Origin of the sequence: Streptomyces sp. NPDC005811 (assembly GCF_040630405.1) — a bacterium.
GTDB lineage: Bacteria > Actinomycetota > Actinomycetes > Streptomycetales > Streptomycetaceae > Streptomyces.
In genome coordinates this window covers 125477-142482 of sequence record NZ_JBEXXK010000029.1, presented here as the reverse complement: position 1 = coordinate 142482, position 17006 = coordinate 125477, and the positions used below count along the sequence as shown (strand labels likewise).

The following is a 17006-nucleotide window of genomic DNA, read 5'->3' as shown; positions in this document are numbered from 1 at the left end:
TTTGGCACGCTGTTGAGTTCTCAAGGAACGAAAGCTTCCTTTGTACTTGCCTGAGAGACTCTCTCAGGTTTTCCTCCGGGCTTCCCTTCGGTCTTGCGTTTCCGACTCTATCAGATCTTTTCTCGATCCGATTTCCTCGGTGCTTTCCAGGTTCCCGCTCTCGCGTTTCCCTTTCCGGCGGTTCCGACTCTATCAGATCCTTTCGGCGTCTGATTCCCAGTCAGGGGGCTTGTCTTCCGGGCCCTTCGGCCGTTCCGACGAGTGAGACTTTAGCGGATTCCTGGCTCCCGAAGCCAATCGGGGGCCGTGTCCTTTCGAACGCGGATTCCTCATTTCGCGAATACGCATGCCAATGACGCGACGGCAGACAGACACGACTGCTCGTCGAGAAGTGGTTGGTACTTGCGGAATGGCTGTCCGGGGACCGACCGGAGTCGGCGCTCACGTCGGACAACTCGGAGAACACTACGTATCGGGCCGGGGCGTGTCAACCCACGTCCCACGGGCACCCTCCGGGCGTACTGTGGACGTCATGACCACGCGTACGTGCACCCAGCTCTGGTGGGCCGCCTGACGGCGGCCGCGCTCACGTACGCGTTCAACGGCCGCCGCCTCGGCGGCCGTTTCTCGTATCCCCTCCGGGACCTCCGAGGGTCGGGCCGGCCGGGACGGCGGCCTCGACCGGAGAAGTCCGACAGGAGGAGTGGAGATGACGAGGGTCTTCAGCGGGATCAAGCCGACCGGGCATCTGACCCTGGGGAACTACCTGGGCGCCATGCGGCAGTGGGTCCAGACCGACCAGCACCGCGCGGACGCGTTGTTCTGCGTGGTCGATCTGCACGCGCTGACCGTGGACCACGACCCGGCGCGGGTACGGCGGCTGAGCCGGCAGACGGCGACGCTGCTTCTGGCGGCGGGACTGGATCCCGAGCTGTGCACTCTCTTCGTACAGAGTCATGTCGACGAACACGCGCGGCTGTCGTATCTGCTGGAGTGCGTGGCCACCGACGGTGAGATGCGGCGGATGATCCAGTACAAGGTGAAGGCCGCGCAGGAGCGGGAGCGCGGGGGGAGCGTGCGGCTGTCGCTGCTGACGTATCCGGTGCTGATGGCGGCGGACATCCTGGCGTACGGGACCGACGAGGTGCCGGTGGGGGACGACCAGGCGCAGCATGTGGAGCTGGCGCGGGATCTGGCGGTGCGGTTCAACCAGCGGTACGGGCACACGTTCGTGGTGCCGCGGGCGACGGTGCCGGCGGTGGCGGCCCGGGTGATGAACCTCCAGGAGCCGGGGTCGAAGATGGGGAAGAGCGATGACTCCGGGCCCGGGATCGTCTACCTGCTCGATGAGCCCGATGTGGTGCGGAAGAAGATCATGCGGGCCGTCACGGACAGCGGGCGGGAGGTCGTGTACGACCGGGAGGGGCGGCCGGGGGTCGCGAATCTGCTGGAGATCCTGGGCGCCTGCACGGGTGGGAACCCGGCGGAGCTGGCGTCCGTTCATCGGTCGTACGGCGCTTTGAAGGCGGCCGTGGCGGAGGCCGTGGTCGAGGTGTTGAGGCCGGTGCGGGCCCGGCACCAGGAGTTGTGTGCGGATCCCGGTCATGTGGAGGGGGTGCTCCGGGATGGGGCGAATAAGGCTCGGGGGACGGCGCGTCCGGTAGTGGACGCCGCTTATCGCGCGATCGGGTTGCTGCCGCCGGTGGCTGAGGCGGAGCCCGTGGCGGGTGGGGTGCTGAACGCGGCTCGGTAGGCGCGTGGGCTGGTGGCGAGGCGCGAGGCGAAGTGCTGGCGCATCGTGACCTCGCTGCCGAAGCCTGCGCGGCGGGCGACCTCGGGCATGGGGAGGTCGGTGCGTTCGAGGAGTTTCTGGGCTGCTGCGATGCGCTGGTCGAGGAGCCAGCTGAGGGGGGTGGTGCCGGTGGCGGCGGTGAAGTGGCGGGCGAAGCTGCGGGGGGACATACCCGCGTGAGCCGCCAGGTCGGCGACGGTGAGTGGTTCGTGCAGCCGGCGCAGGGCGTGTTCGCGTACGGCGGCGAGGGTGTCGGCGTCGCGGTCGGCGGGCGTGGTCGGGTGCTCGATGAACTGCGCCTGGGAGCCGGTGCGGAAGGGGGCGGTGACCATCGAGCGGGCGATGGTGGCGGCCGCTTCCGCGCCGTGGGAGCGGCGGACCAGCTGGAGACAGAGGTCGATGCCGGCTGCCGTGCCCGCGGCGGTCCAGATGTTGTCGTCCTCGATGAAGAGGGCGTCGGGGACGACGTCGACCCGGGGGTGGTGGCTGCGGAGGAGGTCGATGAGGTTCCAGTGGGTGATCGCCCGGCGGCCGTCGAGGAGGCCGGCCTGGGCGAGGGTGAAGGCTCCGCCGCAGAGTGCGGCGAGGGTGGTGCCGCGGGCGTGGGCGCGGCGGAGTGCGTCGAGGACGGGGGTGGGTGCGGGGGTGAGGTGGTCGTCGAGGCCGGGGACGAGGATCAGGTCGGCGCGGGTGAGCCAGGCAAGGGTGCGGTCGGGGTGCAGGGCGAGTCCGCCGCGCATCGGGACGGGGGTGGTGTCGGTGGCGACGCGGCGCAGGTCGAAGGCGGGGGCGCCGCGGTCGGTGCGGTCGGTGCCCCAGACCTCGGTGATGACGGAGACGTCGAAGGCGCGGATGCCGGGGAAGGCGACGAGGGCGACGCGGTGGGTGGGACGTCCGGGGGCCATGGCTGGCAGTAAACCATCGATCGCTGACTTCTGTACCGCTGTGGCGGGTCGGGTGCCGGCGGCAGGATCGTGGGCATGGACATCGCGGAGAACGCAGCACTGGTGGTCGTGGACGTGCAGAAGGGCTTCGAGGAGGCCGGCTTCTGGGGGCCGCGGAACAACCCGGGGGCCGATGACAACATCGCCGCGCTGATCGACGTATGGCAGGCGTCGGGGCGGCCGGTGGTGTTCGTGCGGCATGACTCGGTGAAGGCCGGGTCGCCGTTGCGGCTGGGGTACGAGGGGAACGAGCTGAAGTCGTACGTGGAGGAGAGGAGGGGGAAGGGTGCCGGTGCCGAGCTGTTCGTCACGAAGACCGTGAACTCGGCCTTCCTCGGGACGCCGGATCTGGGGGCCTGGCTGGGGGCCGCGGGGATCTCGCAGATCGTGCTGGCCGGGATCCAGACCAATATGTGTGTGGAGACGACGGCCCGGATGGGCGGGAATCTCGGGTACGACGTGGTGGTGGCGTACGACGCGACGCACACGTTCGATCTGGAGGGGCCGTTCGGCTGGCGGCGGAGTGCGGAGGAGCTGGCGCAGGCGTCGGCGGTGTCGCTGCACGGGGGCGGGTTCGCGCGTGTGGTGACCACCCGGGAGGTGGTGGACGCGGCGGGGTGACCGCCCCCGTCGCGGGAGGGTCAGTCCTTCTTGCCGGAGGCGAGTTGGCGGCTGCGGTCGCGGGCGGCCTCCAGGGCGGCGATGAGGGCGGCCCGTACGCCGTGGTTCTCCAGTTCGCGGATGGCGTTGATGGTGGTGCCGGCCGGGGAGGTGACGTTCTCGCGGAGCTTGACGGGGTGTTCGCCGCTGTCGCGGAGCATGGTCGCGGCGCCGATCGCGGACTGCACGATGAGGTCGTGGGCCTTGTCGCGGGGCAGGCCGAGGAGGATGCCGGCGTCGGTCATGGCTTCGACCAGGTAGAAGAAGTAGGCCGGGCCCGAGCCGGAGAGGGCGGTGCAGGCGTCCTGCTGGTTCTCGGGGACGCGGAGGGTCTTGCCGACGGAGCCGAAGATCTCCTCGGCGTGGGCGAGGTGGTCGGCGGTGGCGTGGCTGCCGCCGGAGATGACGGACATGGCCTCGTCGACGAGGGCGGGGGTGTTCGTCATGACGCGGACGACTGGGGTGCCGGGGGCGAGGCGCTCCTCGAAGAAGGAGGTCGGGATGCCTGCGGCGCCGCTGATGATCAGGCGGTCGGCGGGGACCTGGCCGGCGAGTTCGTCGAGGAGGGTGCCCATGTCCTGCGGCTTGACCGTGAGGATGAGGGTGTCGGCGGTCTTGGCGGCTTCCGCGTTGGTGACCGGGGTGACGCCGTAGCGGGTGCGGAGTTCCTCGGCGCGTTCCGGGCGGCGGGCGGTGACGAGGAGGTCGGCCGGGGGCCAGCCGCCTCGGATCATTCCGCTGAGCAGGGCTTCGCCGATCTTTCCGGTGCCGAGGACTGCGACTTTCTGCGTCATGGTGCGGGGCCCTCCGGGGGTTGCGTCGTCCGGGTTCATCCTCGCACCGGTGGGGGGTGGGGCGGGGTGCTTGTCCGGTGGGCGGACGACGGTCTTTCGCCCCCCGCCGCCCTCAGGCCGTCCGGCGTCGCAGTGTCGCCGCTCCGAGGACCAGGACCAGGAGGGCGCAGCCGCCGACGATCAGGGCGTCCCGTACGAAGGTCGCCGTCATGTCGGTGTGGGTGAGGACCTCGTTCATGCCGTCGACGGCGTAGGACATGGGGAGGACGTCGGAGAGGGCTTCCAGGGCGGGGTGCATGGTGTCGCGGGGTGCGAAGAGGCCGCAGAGGAGGAGCTGGGGGAAGATCACCGCCGGCATGAACTGGACGGCCTGGAACTCGGAGGCGGCGAAGGCGGAGACGAAGAGGCCGAGGGCGGTGCCGAGGAGGGCGTCCAGGAGGGCCACCAGGAGCAGGAGCCAGGGGGAGCCGATGACGTCAAGGTCGAGGAACCAGACGGCGAGGGCGGTGGCGAGGGCGGACTGGATGATCGCGAGCGTGCCGAAGGCGAGGGCGTAGCCGGCGATGAGGTCGCCTTTGCCGAGGGGCATGGCGAGGAGGCGTTCGAGGGTGCCCGAGGTGCGTTCCCGCAGGGTGGCGATGGAGGTGACCAGGAACATCGTGATGAGCGGGAAGATGCCGAGGAGGGAGGCGCCGATGCTGTCGAAGGTGCGCGGGCTGCCGTCGAAGACGTAGCGCAGCAGGACCAGCATCAGGCAGGGGATGAGGAGCAGCAGCGCGATGGTGCGGGGGTCGTGGCGGAGCTGGCGCAGGACGCGGGCGGCGGTGGCGGTGGCGCGGGAGGCGTTGAGGCCCCGGGTGGGGGCGGGTGCGGTGGTCATCGGGTGGTCTCCTTCGCGCGGGCGGCGTCGGCCGCCTGGTCGACCAGGTGCAGGAAGGCGGCTTCGACGGTGTCGGCGCCGGTGCGGGTGCGCAGGGAGTCGGGGGTGCCGTCGGCGAGGATCTCGCCCGCGCGCATCAGCAGCAGGCGGTGGCAGCGTTCGGCCTCGTCCATGACGTGGGAGGAGATGAGGAGGGTGGCGCCGCGAGTGTCGGCGATGTGGTGGAAGAGGGCCCACAGGTCGCGGCGGAGGACGGGGTCGAGTCCGACGGTGGGTTCGTCGAGGACGAGGAGTTCGGGGGTGCCGAGGAGGGCGACGGCGAGGGAGACGCGGTTGCGCTGTCCGCCGGAGAGGTTGCCGGCGAGGGCGTCGGCGTGGGTGGTGAGGTCGACGTCGGCGATGGCCCGGGTGACGTGCTCGTGGCGGCGGTCGGCGGCGGCGCGGCCGGGGTCGAGGATCGCCGCGAAGTAGTCGAGGTTCTGGCGGACGGTGAGGTCGTCGTAGACGGAGGGGGCTTGGGTGACGTAGCCGATGCGGGTGCGGAGGGTGGGGTGGCCGGCGGGGTGGCCGAGGACGTCGAGGGTGCCGGTGACCTTGGCCTGGGTGCCGACGACGGCGCGCATCAGGGTGGACTTGCCGCAGCCGGAGGGGCCGAGGAGGCCGGTGATCTGTCCGCGCGGGACGGTGAAGTCGAGGGAGCGCAGAACGGTGCGGGGGCCGCGGGCGACGGTGAGGCCGTGGGCGGTGATGGCGGGGCCGGTGTCGGGTGGGCCGGGCGGCTCGGGCACAGAATTCATCATGTGATGAATAATCCTCACGGGGTGGCGGGTCGTCAAGCGGCTCGGGCGGGCCAAGCGGCTCGGGCGGGCGGGTGCCTGGCGGGTGTGCGGCGGGTGCATACGGCGGCGCAGGCGCGCGTGGGTGGGATTGGAAGGGGACGGTCCGCTTCCTGTGCCTCGATCCGCACACGTCCCGGGCGCGAACCCCTGTCCCAGTCGATCTCCTCAACCGACAATGGAATTCATGACGCCGTGCCCTCCCCCGGTGCGGCGCGCCCACGCATCTCCCGTTCCCTACCGGAGGTGCCGTCCGTGCTGTCCCGTCGTCCGCGCGAGGTCGCTCAGGCCGATCTGTGCGCTTCTCTTGTCGTCTTCCTCGTCGCCCTGCCGCTGTGCGTCGGGGTGGCCATGGCCTCGGGTGTGCCCGCCGAGCTGGGGCTGGTCACCGGAATCGTGGGCGGGCTGGTCGCCGGGGTGCTGCCCGGCAGCAGCCTCCAGGTGAGCGGGCCGGCGGCCGGGCTCACCGTGCTGGTCTTCGAGGCCGTCCGCGCGTACGGGCTGGAGTCGCTCGGGGCGATCGTGCTCGCCTCGGGGCTGGTGCAGCTCGCGCTCGGGGCGCTGCGCCTCGGGCGGTGGTTCCGGGCGGTGTCGGTGGCCGTCGTGCACGGGATGCTCGCCGGGATCGGGCTGATCCTGGTCGCCGGACAGGTGTACGCCCTCGGAGACGCGGCCGCCCCGCCGGGCGGGCCCGGGAAGCTGGCCGGGCTGGTGGCGCTGCCGGGGCGGGTGGATCCGGTGGCGTTGTCGGTGGGGGCTGTCACCCTGGTCGTACTGCTGCTGTGGGGGCGGTGGCCTCGCGGGGCGCGGCTGGTTCCGGCGCCGTTGGTGGCGGTGGCGGTCGCGTCGGCGGTGACCTGGGGGTTCGGCCTGGAGGTGCGGCGGGTCCGGGTGCAGGGGCTGTGGGACGTCGTCCGGGTGCCGCAGGCGGCGGATCTCGGGCGGCTGACGGAGGTGGGGGTGATCGGGACCGTCGTGGCGTTCGCGCTGATCGCGTCGGCGGAGTCGCTGTTCAGCGCGGCCGCGGTGGACCGGCTGCACGACGGGAGGAGGACGGACTACGACCGGGAGCTGATGGCCCAGGGCGCGGGCAACGCGGTGTGCGGGGTGCTGGGCGCGCTGCCGATGACGGCGGTGATCGTGCGGAGTGCGGCGAACGTGCAGGCCGGGGCGCGGACCAAGGCGTCGCGGGTGCTGCACGGGGTGTGGCTGCTGCTGTTCACCGCCGTGGTGCCCGGGGTGCTGGGGGTCGTCCCGGTGGCGGCGCTGGCCGCGCTGCTGGTGTACGCCGGGTGCAAGCTCGTGCCGGTGCGCGAGGTGCGTGCGCTGTGGGGCGGGCACCGGGGGGAGCTGCTGGTGCTCGGGGTGACGGCGGTGGCGATCGTCGTGGGGAACCTGTTCGAGGGGGTGCTGGTCGGGCTGGCGCTCGCCGTCGCGAAGACGGCGTGGGAGATCAGCCATGTGCAGGTGGAGACCGAGGACCGGGGGGAGGCCGGGATCGTGGTGCGGGTGCTGGGGCACGCGACGTTCCTGCGGCTGCCGAAGCTGCTGGACGCGCTGGACGCGCTGCCGGCCGACCGGGAGGTGCGGCTGGACCTGGGCGGGCTGCGGCATGTGGACCACGCGTGCGCGGCGGCCCTGGAGGGCTGGGCCACCGCGCGGGAACGGCGGGCGACGGGGCGTCAGGGGGAGGTGGCGGCGGGGAGCCCGGCGTCCTGAGCGGTTTCAGGCCTCGCCGGGTGTGGTGGCGAGGAGGAGTTCGACGTCGTACGTCTCCTCGATCGCGCCGTCGGGGAACGCGGCGAGGAGGTGGCGGCGTTCCCCGGCGAGGAAGGCGGCGGTGTCCTCCTCGTCGTGGACCAGGAACGCGGAATGGCTGCTGATGTTGGCCAGGTGGAGGTCGAGGGGGACGCGGCGGCTCCAGCGGACCGTGCGGTGGGTGAAGTCGAGGCCACCGGTGGGGTCGGCGAGGGCGGCGCGGCTGCCGTCGCCGTTCTTCTGCACGACGTGGTCGATGCCGAAGTGGCGCTGCATACGGTCGGTCTGGGCGTCGATCCACGGCACGTCGACCGCGTGGGTGTTCCACCACAGGGCCAGCGCGCCGCCCGGCCGCAGCACGCGCAGCGCCTCCGGGACCGCGAGGGCCGGGTCGGTCCAGTGCCAGGACTGGGCGTAGGTGAGGAGGTCGAGGGAGGCGGTGGCGAGGGGGAGGTGGTTGCCGTCGCCGCGGACGAGCGGGACGCCGGGGAGGCCGTGGCGGAACTGCGCCGCCATGCCCTCCCCCGGTTCGACGGCGACGACCCGGGCCCCGCGGGCGTGCAGCAGGGCCGTGGCGATGCCGGTGCCCGCGCCGACGTCCGCCACGCGGGCACCGGCCAGGGGGCGGCCGGCGAGCGTCTCGATCGTGTCGAGGAGGGCGGCCGGGTAGGAGGGGCGGTTCGCGGCGTACTGGGCCGCGGCGGCGTTGAAGGAGTGGGCGCGGGCGTGGGTGGATGCGGGTGAGGCCGTCATACGTCCATGGTGAACGGAGGCGAGCGGTCAGGCGGCGGTTTCCCGCGCGCTGAGGAGGAAGGTGACGTCGTCGGCGCCGGTCAGGGTGAGGGTGCGGGCGTCGGTCTCGGCGCGCAGGGGGCTGGAGCGGGGCGGGAAGGCGCGGGTGGGGTCCGCGGAGGCGTCGGTGCCGGACGGACACGCGATCAGGGTGGAGCGCAGCTCGGCGCCGAGGGTGACGGTGCCGTCGCCGAACCTCGCGGCGCCCTCGAAGTGGTTGCAGCCGTCGTAGCCGGAGATCGTGCCGTTGTCGTCCGCCTGTCCGTCCTGTCCGTCCCGTCCACCCTGTCCGTCCTGTCCGTCCTGTCCGTCCTCTCCGTCGAAGCGGATCCAGGGAACGGTGGCCCCCTCGGGGACCTCGTGGCGCTTCCCGTCCACGGTGACGGCGTCGAGTCGCCATACGACGCCGACCAGGGGCGCGGGGCGGGGCTGGGGGGAGACGCGGGCGGAGACAGGGGCGGAATCGGTCGCGCTCCCCGTCACGAAGGGGGTGGCGAGGAGGGCGGTGGCGAGGACGGCACACGTCCGGCTGATGCGTTCCATGACACGGGGACGCCGGGCACCGGTCGGACGTTCAGCGTCGGCGGCGCTTCTTCGACGGGTTGCCGGTGCGCCGCTCGGAGCGCTGCTCGTGCTGCTTGCGCGCGGTCTCGTACTCCGCGCGGTGGAGTTTCTCGCCGGGGGCCTCGATGAGGGCGCGGAAGAAGTACGCGGCGAGGGAGCCGACGAAGCCGATGGCGAGCAGGCCCCGCAGGGAGGCCTGGCGGTCGGGATCGGGGCGTTTGGCGAAGCCGTCCCAGGTGGTGCGGAAGGCGAGCGCGCTGCAGACCGCGAACATGACCACGACGAGCAGGGTGACGAAGCTGCCGGTCTCGGCGATCGCCAGGCCCTCGTAGGCGAAGCGCAGGACGAGGCAGGAGGCGGCGGTGGCGGCGAGTGCGCCGACGGCCACGCCGAGCCGGCGGGCGGTGTAGCCGCGGTCGTGCTCCACCCAGGTGGTGCCGAAGAAGCGCAGGGGCTCGGGGCGGGGGCCGCCGGGGGCCGCCGGCCGGTCGGCGGGCGTGTCCTGCGTGCCGTGGACGTCCCGGGTGTCCCGGGAGCCCGCCGGGGTGTCCGGGGTACCGTTCTCGTCGCTCACGGGACGATTATGGCTCCGGTCGGCGGCAGAGCTCCCGGGTGGGTCGCCTCGGATATCAGGAGCAGCGCGAGGCGACGTAGCCGTCGCTGCCGGTGTGGACGTAGGAGTCGGAGACGTACTCGCCGCTGGCGATGTTGTCCCAGATGTTCGAGGTGCCGTACGGGCCGGTGACCGTCGTGCCGGGCGTCTGGCAGTAGATCGGCACCTTGGAGCCCTCGGCCAGGACGCGGACGACGCTGTAGCCCGTACCGGGGCCGCTGCGGACGTTCAGCCGGACGCCCGGGGCGATCGAGTAGTAGGTGACGGCCGCCGCGGCCGCCGTGACGACGGCCTCCGACGCGCCGGTGTTCTCGGCTTCTTCCACACGGTCGACAGACATGCGAAACCTCCCCCGTTGGACCCCATGACTGCCATGGGGTCACCTTCATTCCCCTAAAACACGCCATGAAACACATGTACGTGATTCGTACGCGGAGGCTAGCAAGCCGCCTCTGTCCCGTTGAAGTCATCGACTAGGCTCCGTGCGTCGCGCGCGCGGAGAACAGCACGGGGGTGGTCCATGTCGCCACAGCGCAACACCGGGCAGGGCGCGGAAGCGGAACTTCCGGAGTACGCCGGTCACTACCGCCTGGAGTCACGGCTGGGTTCCGGCGGCATGGGTGTGGTCCATCTGGCCCGCAGCACCTCCGGGATGAAGGTCGCGGTGAAGGTCGTCCATGCCGACTACGCGCGCGATCCCGAGTTCAGGGGGCGTTTCCGGCAGGAGGTCGCGGCCGCGCGGAGAGTCAGCGGCGCGTTCACCGCACCGGTGGTGGACGCCGACCCGGACGCCGCACGGCCTTGGATGGCGACCCTGTTCATCCCCGGCTCGACCCTCGCCGAACAGGTGAAGCGGAACGGGCCCATGACGTCGGGTGAGTTGCGGCGGCTGATGGCCGGGCTCGCGGAGGCGCTGCGTGACATCCACCGGGTGGGGGTCGTGCACCGCGACCTCAAGCCGAGCAACGTCCTGCTCGCGGAGGACGGTCCCAAGGTCATCGACTTCGGGATCTCCCGGCCGAAAGACAGCGAACTGCGGACCGAGACCGGCAAGTTGATCGGGACTCCGCCCTTCATGGCGCCGGAGCAGTTCCGGCGGCCGCGCGAGGTCGGGCCGGCGGCGGACATCTTCGCGCTGGGGTCGGTGATGGTGCACGCGGCGACCGGGCGCGGGCCGTTCGACTCCGACAGCCCGTACGTCGTGGCCTACCAGGTCGTGCACGACGAGCCGGACCTGACGGGCGTACCGGAGAACCTCGCGCCGCTGGTGGTGCGTTGTCTCGCCAAGGAGCCCGAGGACCGTCCGACGCCGGACGAACTGATGCGGGAACTGCGGTCGGTGGCGGCGTCGTACGACACGCAGGCGTTCATACCGGAGCAGCGGGCGGAGGGTGCGGGCGCCGACAAGGGTGCGGGCGCGCCCGGTGCCGCTTCCGGTGACGCGGCCGACGGGCGGGGTGGGCGGGACGAGCGGGCTGAAAAGACTGAACGGGCCGTACGGGCCGTCCGGGCCGTCCGGGGTGCACAGGCTGAACCGGTAGCACGGGCTGGACGGTTGTCCGCCGGCCCCCGTCGGAGGGTGCGGCGGGCGGCGGTCGTGGCCGGCGCGGTCGGTCTGCTCGCCGGTGGCGCGTTCGCCGCGGTGCAGGTGCTGGGCGACCCGTCGGCGCCGGGCGAGTCGAGTCCCCGGACCACGACGGCCGCGTTCGACGCGTGGGACGTCGGATCGGTGGCGAAGACGCAGAGCACGCCCCAGTGTTCGTACGGGGCGGACGAACTGCTGTGCGGGCAGCCCGGTGTGGTGTTCGCCCTCGATCCGGCCGACGGCTCCCTGCTGTGGAAGCACTCCGTCGCCGACTCCCTGCGCAGCGGGCCGCCGTTGCTGGCCGGGGAGCTGGTCCAGCCGCTGACGGACCCGGACCCGCGGCTGGAGGCGCTCGCCCCGACGACGGGGAAGGTGGGCTGGCGGCGGGACATGCCCGCGCACACCGGGATGCGGGCGGTGGGCGGCACGCTCCTGTTCAGCGCGGCCGACGGAACGGTCACCGCCGTGGACGCGGCCACGGGCGGGACGAAGTGGCGGCACGCGGTCACCGAGCGGGGCGTGCCGTACTTCTCCTCCTTCCCCGGCGACCCGCTGGCCTACGCGGTGAACGTCTCCGACACGGGGACGACCGAGGTCACCGCGGTGGACCCGGACGCGGGCCAGGTGCGGTGGAGCGCGCGGCTGGAGGGTTCGCTGGAGGCGGTCGGCAGCCATGACGGGGAGGTCTTCTTCCTCTCCGACGACCCGACGAGCTCGGACACCGAGGCCGTGGTGCGCTACGACCCGGAGACGCGCAAGACGCGCCGCGTGGCGCTGCCCGTGCCGCGGCAGGCCCCGGCGGCCACCGTGCACGGCGACACCGTCTACCTGATGTCCACCGCGGGGTCGCTGGAGGCCGTCGACACGGCGGCGGGCAAGCGGCTGTGGAGCCTGGAGACGGGCCTGTTCCGCGGTTCGCGGCCGGCCGTCGGGGACGGGCATGTGTACGTCACCGGCGCGGACGGACGGCTGCTCGGCGTGGACGCCCGCAGCGGCAAGCTGCTCGGGCAGACGCGGGCGCGGCTCGGCAAGAACTCCGACCGGGTGGCGGCCTCGCTGCCGGCGCCGCTGCCGGTCGACGGACGGGTCTACGCCGGCGCGCCCGACGGGAGTGTGTTCGCGGTGGACGGGCGGGATCCGGCGAGCTGGTAGGACCTGCCGGACGGACGACGAAGGGGCCGCCTCCTGGGTGGGAGGCGGCCCCTTCGTCCACAGGCTGTGGACCGGCGGTCAGCCCAGCTTGGACACGTCCCGCACGGCGCCCTTGTCGGCGCTGGTGGCCATCGCGGCGTAGGCGCGCAGCGCGGCGGAGACCTTGCGCTCCCGGCCCGACGGGGCGTACACCCCGTTCAACGCCTGCTCACGGCGGGCGAGTTCCGCGTCGTCGACGAGCAACTCGATCGAGCGACCCGGGATGTCGATGCGGATGCGGTCGCCGTCCCGGACCAGGGCGATGGTGCCGCCGGAGGCCGCCTCGGGGGACGCGTGGCCGATGGACAGGCCCGAGGTGCCGCCGGAGAAGCGGCCGTCGGTGATCAGCGCGCAGGTCTTGCCGAGGCCGCGGCCCTTGAGGAAGGACGTCGGGTAGAGCATCTCCTGCATCCCGGGGCCGCCCTTGGGGCCCTCGTAGCGGATGACGACGACGTCGCCGTGGGTGACCTGCTTGTTGAGGATCTTCTCGACGGCCTCCTCCTGCGACTCGCAGACGACCGCGGGGCCCTCGAAGGTCCAGATCGACTCGTCGACGCCGGCCGTCTTGACGACACAGCCGTCGACGGCGAGGTTGCCGCGCAGGACCGCGAGGCCGCCGTCCTTGGAGTAGGCGTGCTCGGCGGAGCGGATGCAGCCGCCCTCGGCGTCGTCGTCGAGGGTCTCCCAGCGCTCGGACTGGGAGAAGGCCTCGGCGGAGCGGACGCAGCCGGGCGCGGCGTGCCACAGTTCCACGGCCTCGGCGGACGGGGAGCCGCCGCGCACGTCCCAGGTCTTCATCCAGTCCGCCAGGGACGGGCTGTGGACGGCGTGCACGTCCTCGTTGAGCAGGCCCGCGCGGTGCAGTTCGCCGAGGAGGGCGGGGATGCCGCCGGCGCGGTGCACGTCCTCCATGTAGTACGTGCGGTTCTTGGCGACGTTGGGCGCGACCTTCGCCAGGCACGGCACCCGGCGCGAGACGGCGTCGATCTCCTCCAGGCCGAACCGGACGCCCGCCTCCTGGGCCGCGGCCAGCAGGTGCAGGATCGTGTTGGTGGAGCCGCCCATCGCGATGTCCAGCGCCATGGCGTTCTCGAACGCGGCGAAGGTCGCGACGTTGCGCGGCAGGACCGTCTCGTCGTCCTGCTCGTAGTAGCGGCGGGTGATGTCCATGACCGTGCGCGCGGCGTCGACGTAGAGCTGCTTGCGCGCGGTGTGGGTGGCGAGGACCGAGCCGTTGCCGGGCAGGGAGAGACCGATGGCCTCGGTCAGGCAGTTCATCGAGTTGGCGGTGAACATGCCGGAACAGGAGCCGCAGGTCGGACAGGCGTTCTCCTCGATGCGGCGGATGTCCTCGTCCGAGATCTTGTCGTTCACGGCGTCGGAGATCGCGTCGACCAGGTCGAGGGTGCGGACCGTGCCGTCGACGAGCGTGGCGCGGCCGGACTCCATGGGGCCGCCGGAGACGAAGACCGTCGGGATGTTCAGCCGCAGGGCGGCCATGAGCATGCCCGGGGTGATCTTGTCGCAGTTGGAGATGCAGACCAGGGCGTCGGCGCAGTGGGCCTCGACCATGTACTCGACCGAGTCGGCGATCAGGTCGCGGGAGGGCAGGCTGTAGAGCATGCCGCCGTGGCCCATGGCGATGCCGTCGTCGACGGCGATCGTGTTGAACTCGCGCGGGATGCCGCCGGCCTCGGTGATCGCCTCGCTGACGATCCGGCCGACCGGCTGGAGGTGGGTGTGGCCGGGCACGAACTCGGTGAAGCTGTTGGCCACCGCGATGATCGGCTTCCGGCCGATGTCCGCACCGGGTACACCGGAGGCGCGCATAAGGGCGCGGGCGCCCGCCATGTTGCGGCCGTGGGTGACTGTGCGGGACCTCAGCTCGGGCATCGTCGCTCGCTCCTTGAGACTTCTAGGGCTGCTCTCAGACATACAGGGCTGTTCATGAGCGTACGCCGTGCATCCAGGGTGCGGGACGAGGTGTCCGAAATGCGGGATGCACGTCTCGGCGTCGGGGAGCGGTCGGGCGTGGTCAGGGCGCGGTGAGGTGTCCCTGGACGACGGGTGCGACCCGCGCGATGATCAGTTCGACGTCCGCCGAGGCGAGCGGCTCCACCTTGATCACGTACCGCAGCATCGCGCAGCCGACGAGCTGCGCGGCCGCCAGTTCGGCGCGCAGTTCGGCGTCCGGCAGGTCGACCTGGGCGGCGACCCGGCGCAGCACCTGGGAGGCGACCAGCCGGCGGAAGACGGCCGCCGCGGTGTCGTTGTTGACGGCGGAGCGCACGATCGCGAGGAGGGGCGCGCGCGTGGCGGGGTTCTCCCAGACACCGAAGACGAACCGGGCCATCCGCTCTCCCACGCCCTCCAGCGGCCCTTCGGCGATCGCGACGGGCGCTTCGAACGCGGGCGCGAAGGCGACCTCGATCGCCGCCTCGAAGATCTGTTCCTTGGTGCCGAAGTAGTGGTGCACGAGCGCGGAGTCCACACCGGCCGCCTTGGCGATCCCGCGCACGGACGTCTTCTCGTACCCCCGCTCGGAGAACTCCTCCCGCGCGGCGCCCAGGATGCGGTCGCGCGTGTCGGCCGCTTCGGTACGAGGGGGCCGGCCGCGGCGCCGGGTGGCCCCGTCCGGCTCGCTCACGGGCGGGGCACCTTCGCCGCCGACGCCAGGTGCAGCCGGGTGAACGCCAGGGCCTCCGCGAGGTCGGCCTCACGCTCGGCGCCGGACATGGCACGCCGGGTGTTGACCTCGATGACGACATGGCCGTCGAAGCCGCTCAGCGCGAGCCGCTCCAGCAGCTCGGCGCAGGGCTGTCCGCCGCGGCCGGGAACCAGGTGCTCGTCCTTGGCCGAGCCGTTCCCGTCGGCGAGGTGGACGTGGCCGAGGCGGTCGCCCATGCGGTCGACCATCTGGAGGGCGTCCGTGCGGGCGGTGGAGGCGTGGCTGAGGTCGATCGTGAAGTGCCGGTAGTCGTCCTTGGTGACGTCCCAGTCGGGGGCGTACGCGAGCATCTCGCGGTCGCGGTAGCGCCAGGGGTACATGTTCTCGACGGCGAAGCGCACATCCGTCTCGTGCGCCATCCGCCAGATGCCCTGGACGAAGTCCCGCGCGTACTGGCGCTGCCAGCGGAACGGCGGATGCACGACGACGGTGGTCGCGCCGAGCTTCTCGGCGGCCGCGCGGGCCCGCTGGAGCTTCACCCAGGGGTCGGTGGACCAGACCCGCTGGGTGATGAGCAGGCACGGGGCGTGCACCGCCAGGATGGGGACGCCGTGGTAGTCGCTCAGTCGGCGCAGCGCCTCGATGTCCTGGCTGACGGGGTCGTTCCACACCATGACCTCGACGCCGTCGTATCCGAGGCGCGCGGCGATCTCGAAGGCCGTCGCCGTCGGCTCCGGGTACACGGACGCCGTCGACAGGGCGACCTTCGCGTCCGGGATCCGTACGACTGGCTCTGCCATGGGGGACAGGTTACGGGGTGCGGTCGGCCGAGTGCCGGGCGCCCGATCGCCGTTGTGGCGCATGCCACGGGCGGGTTCGGGCCGTACCTGGTTGCTCGCGCCCCGCGGCGGAGCCGCATATCGGACACAGCCCCGCGCCCCTTACGTTGCTACGCCGAGCCCATGTGATCCAGTCGCCGCAGGATCACGCCCTCCCGCAGGGCCCACGGGCAGATTTCGACCGTTTCCACGCCGAACAGGTCCATCGTGCCCTCGGCGACCAGGGCGCCGGCCAGGAGCTGGTTGGCGCGGCCCTCGGAGACCCCGGGGAGTTCCGCGCGCTGGGCGTAGGTCATGCCGGCCAGGCGCGGCACCCAGGCCTCCAGGGACTCGCGCTTGAGTTCGCGCTGGACGTAGAGGCCCTCGGTGGAGCGGGCGGCTCCGGCGATGCGGGCGAGCTGCCGGAACGTCTTGGAGGTGGCGACGACGTGGTCGGGGGCGCCGAAGCGGCTGAACTCGCCGACCGTCCGGGCGATCTGTGCCCGGACGTGGCGGCGCAGGGTCCTTATGTCCTCGGGGGCGGCCGGGTCGCCGGGCAGCCAGCCCGCGGTGAGGCGGCCGGCGCCGAGCGGCAGGGAGGCGGCCGCGTCGGGCTCCTCGTCGATGCCGTAGGCGATCTCCAGGGAGCCCCCGCCGATGTCCAGGACGAGCAGCTTGCCGGCCGACCAGCCGAACCAGCGGCGGGCGGCGAGGAAGGTCAGCCGGGCCTCCTCCGAGCCGGTGAGGACCTGGAGCTCCACGCCGGTCTCGGCCTGCACGCGCGCGAGGACGTCGTCGGCGTTGGTGGCCTCGCGCACGGCGGAGGTCGCGAACGGCAGGAGGTCCTCGACGCCCTTGTCCTCGGCGGCCTGGAGCGCTTCGTGGACGACCGTGATCAGTTTGTCGACGCCGTCGGGGCCGATGGCGCCGTCCTCGTCGAGCAGTTGAGCGAGGCGCAGTTCGGCCTTGTGCGAGTGCGCGGGCAGCGGGCGCGCGCCGGGGTGTGCATCCACCACCAGCAGATGCACCGTGTTCGATCCCACGTCGAGGACACCGAGTCTCATGTAGGGAACGCTACTGCCAGTGAGGCCGTGGGCCGTCCCCGAAGTGG

The 17006-nt window shown here is 72.1% G+C and carries 16 protein-coding genes; 4 read left to right on the top strand and 12 right to left on the bottom strand.

Going from position 1 to position 17006, the window contains the following annotated elements; genetic code table 11:
• Nucleotides 1-709: 709 nt before the first annotated feature.
• A complete protein-coding gene (trpS, locus tag ABZ490_RS29260) occupies nt 710-1753 on the top strand; it encodes a tryptophan--tRNA ligase (protein ID WP_358996192.1) in 1044 nt (347 codons plus the stop codon).
• Here trpS and ABZ490_RS29255 read toward each other — a convergent pair.
• The gene (locus ABZ490_RS29255; RefSeq protein WP_358996190.1) at nt 1675-2697 is read right to left on the bottom strand and encodes a helix-turn-helix domain-containing protein; all 1023 of its coding nucleotides are present in this window, start codon (nt 2695-2697) and stop codon (nt 1675-1677) included. The genes trpS and ABZ490_RS29255 overlap by 79 nt on opposite strands.
• A gap of 75 nt (nt 2698-2772) precedes the next feature.
• Between ABZ490_RS29255 and ABZ490_RS29250 the strand changes: the two genes are divergently transcribed.
• Nucleotides 2773-3357: a cysteine hydrolase family protein gene (locus ABZ490_RS29250; RefSeq protein WP_358996187.1), complete on the top strand. Its 585-nt coding sequence runs from the start codon at nt 2773-2775 to the stop codon at nt 3355-3357.
• A gap of 20 nt (nt 3358-3377) precedes the next feature.
• Here ABZ490_RS29250 and proC read toward each other — a convergent pair whose 3' ends face one another.
• The 3 genes from proC to ABZ490_RS29235 form a co-directional block, all read right to left on the bottom strand.
• Nucleotides 3378-4190 (bottom strand): pyrroline-5-carboxylate reductase, encoded by an 813-nt coding sequence (proC, locus tag ABZ490_RS29245; protein ID WP_358996185.1) that lies wholly within the window; start codon nt 4188-4190, stop codon nt 3378-3380.
• A gap of 112 nt (nt 4191-4302) precedes the next feature.
• Nucleotides 4303-5070 (bottom strand): ABC transporter permease, encoded by a 768-nt coding sequence (locus ABZ490_RS29240; RefSeq protein ID WP_358996182.1) that lies wholly within the window; start codon nt 5068-5070, stop codon nt 4303-4305.
• Nucleotides 5067-5870 carry an ABC transporter ATP-binding protein gene (locus ABZ490_RS29235; protein ID WP_358996180.1) on the bottom strand — a complete coding sequence of 268 codons (804 nt, stop codon included), beginning with the start codon at nt 5868-5870 and terminating at the stop codon, nt 5067-5069. The genes ABZ490_RS29240 and ABZ490_RS29235 overlap by 4 nt, the downstream gene beginning before the upstream one ends.
• A gap of 291 nt (nt 5871-6161) precedes the next feature.
• Between ABZ490_RS29235 and ABZ490_RS29230 the strand changes: the two genes are divergently transcribed.
• Nucleotides 6162-7625, top strand: a complete 1464-nt coding sequence (locus ABZ490_RS29230; RefSeq protein WP_358996177.1) for a SulP family inorganic anion transporter — start codon at nt 6162-6164, stop codon at nt 7623-7625.
• Between the two features lie 6 nt (nt 7626-7631).
• Here ABZ490_RS29230 and ABZ490_RS29225 read toward each other — a convergent pair whose 3' ends face one another.
• The 4 genes from ABZ490_RS29225 to ABZ490_RS29210 are packed head-to-tail and all read right to left on the bottom strand — an operon-like array spanning nt 7632 to nt 9973.
• Nucleotides 7632-8417 (bottom strand): class I SAM-dependent methyltransferase, encoded by a 786-nt coding sequence (locus ABZ490_RS29225; RefSeq protein WP_358996174.1) that lies wholly within the window; start codon nt 8415-8417, stop codon nt 7632-7634.
• Between the two features lie 27 nt (nt 8418-8444).
• Nucleotides 8445-8999, bottom strand: a complete 555-nt coding sequence (locus ABZ490_RS29220) for an META domain-containing protein (protein ID WP_358996171.1) — start codon at nt 8997-8999, stop codon at nt 8445-8447.
• 31 nt (nt 9000-9030) lie between these two features.
• Nucleotides 9031-9594 (bottom strand): EamA/RhaT family transporter, encoded by a 564-nt coding sequence (locus ABZ490_RS29215; protein WP_358996168.1) that lies wholly within the window; start codon nt 9592-9594, stop codon nt 9031-9033.
• A gap of 55 nt (nt 9595-9649) precedes the next feature.
• The gene (locus ABZ490_RS29210; RefSeq protein ID WP_358996165.1) at nt 9650-9973 is read right to left on the bottom strand and encodes an SH3 domain-containing protein; all 324 of its coding nucleotides are present in this window, start codon (nt 9971-9973) and stop codon (nt 9650-9652) included.
• Between the two features lie 180 nt (nt 9974-10153).
• Between ABZ490_RS29210 and ABZ490_RS29205 the strand changes: the two genes are divergently transcribed.
• Nucleotides 10154-12370 (top strand): serine/threonine-protein kinase, encoded by a 2217-nt coding sequence (locus ABZ490_RS29205; RefSeq protein ID WP_358996162.1) that lies wholly within the window; start codon nt 10154-10156, stop codon nt 12368-12370.
• A 78-nt stretch (nt 12371-12448) separates the two neighbouring features.
• Here ABZ490_RS29205 and ilvD read toward each other — a convergent pair whose 3' ends face one another.
• The 4 genes from ilvD to ABZ490_RS29185 all read right to left on the bottom strand — a co-directional run bounded on the left by ilvD (nt 12449) and on the right by ABZ490_RS29185 (nt 16959).
• Entirely contained in the window at nt 12449-14302 is a 1854-nt protein-coding gene (gene ilvD / locus ABZ490_RS29200) for a dihydroxy-acid dehydratase (protein WP_358996159.1), read from the bottom strand.
• Between the two features lie 142 nt (nt 14303-14444).
• The gene (locus tag ABZ490_RS29195; protein WP_358996156.1) at nt 14445-15056 is read right to left on the bottom strand and encodes a TetR family transcriptional regulator; all 612 of its coding nucleotides are present in this window, start codon (nt 15054-15056) and stop codon (nt 14445-14447) included.
• A complete protein-coding gene (locus ABZ490_RS29190; protein WP_358996153.1) occupies nt 15053-15877 on the bottom strand; it encodes a sugar phosphate isomerase/epimerase in 825 nt (274 codons plus the stop codon). Before ABZ490_RS29190 ends, ABZ490_RS29195 begins: the two co-directional genes overlap by 4 nt.
• 149 nt (nt 15878-16026) lie before the next feature.
• Entirely contained in the window at nt 16027-16959 is a 933-nt protein-coding gene (locus ABZ490_RS29185; protein WP_358996150.1) for a Ppx/GppA phosphatase family protein, read from the bottom strand.
• Nucleotides 16960-17006 lie beyond the last annotated feature (47 nt).

Bases quoted from the DNA above. Each gene is read 5' to 3' on its own strand.
- trpS (WP_358996192.1), top strand. From the start codon at position 710: ATGACGAGGGTCTTCAGCGGGATCAAGCCGACCGGGCATCTGACCCTG.
- ABZ490_RS29255 (WP_358996190.1), bottom strand. From the start codon at position 2,697: ATGGCCCCCGGACGTCCCACCCACCGCGTCGCCCTCGTCGCCTTCCCC.
- ABZ490_RS29250 (WP_358996187.1), top strand. From the start codon at position 2,773: ATGGACATCGCGGAGAACGCAGCACTGGTGGTCGTGGACGTGCAGAAG.
- proC (WP_358996185.1), bottom strand. From the start codon at position 4,190: ATGACGCAGAAAGTCGCAGTCCTCGGCACCGGAAAGATCGGCGAAGCC.
- ABZ490_RS29240 (WP_358996182.1), bottom strand. From the start codon at position 5,070: ATGACCACCGCACCCGCCCCCACCCGGGGCCTCAACGCCTCCCGCGCC.
- ABZ490_RS29235 (WP_358996180.1), bottom strand. From the start codon at position 5,870: ATGATGAATTCTGTGCCCGAGCCGCCCGGCCCACCCGACACCGGCCCC.
- ABZ490_RS29225 (WP_358996174.1), bottom strand. From the start codon at position 8,417: ATGACGGCCTCACCCGCATCCACCCACGCCCGCGCCCACTCCTTCAAC.
- ABZ490_RS29220 (WP_358996171.1), bottom strand. From the start codon at position 8,999: ATGGAACGCATCAGCCGGACGTGTGCCGTCCTCGCCACCGCCCTCCTC.
- ABZ490_RS29210 (WP_358996165.1), bottom strand. From the start codon at position 9,973: ATGTCTGTCGACCGTGTGGAAGAAGCCGAGAACACCGGCGCGTCGGAG.
- ABZ490_RS29205 (WP_358996162.1), top strand. From the start codon at position 10,154: ATGTCGCCACAGCGCAACACCGGGCAGGGCGCGGAAGCGGAACTTCCG.
- ilvD (WP_358996159.1), bottom strand. From the start codon at position 14,302: ATGCCCGAGCTGAGGTCCCGCACAGTCACCCACGGCCGCAACATGGCG.
- ABZ490_RS29190 (WP_358996153.1), bottom strand. From the start codon at position 15,877: ATGGCAGAGCCAGTCGTACGGATCCCGGACGCGAAGGTCGCCCTGTCG.
- ABZ490_RS29185 (WP_358996150.1), bottom strand. From the start codon at position 16,959: ATGAGACTCGGTGTCCTCGACGTGGGATCGAACACGGTGCATCTGCTG.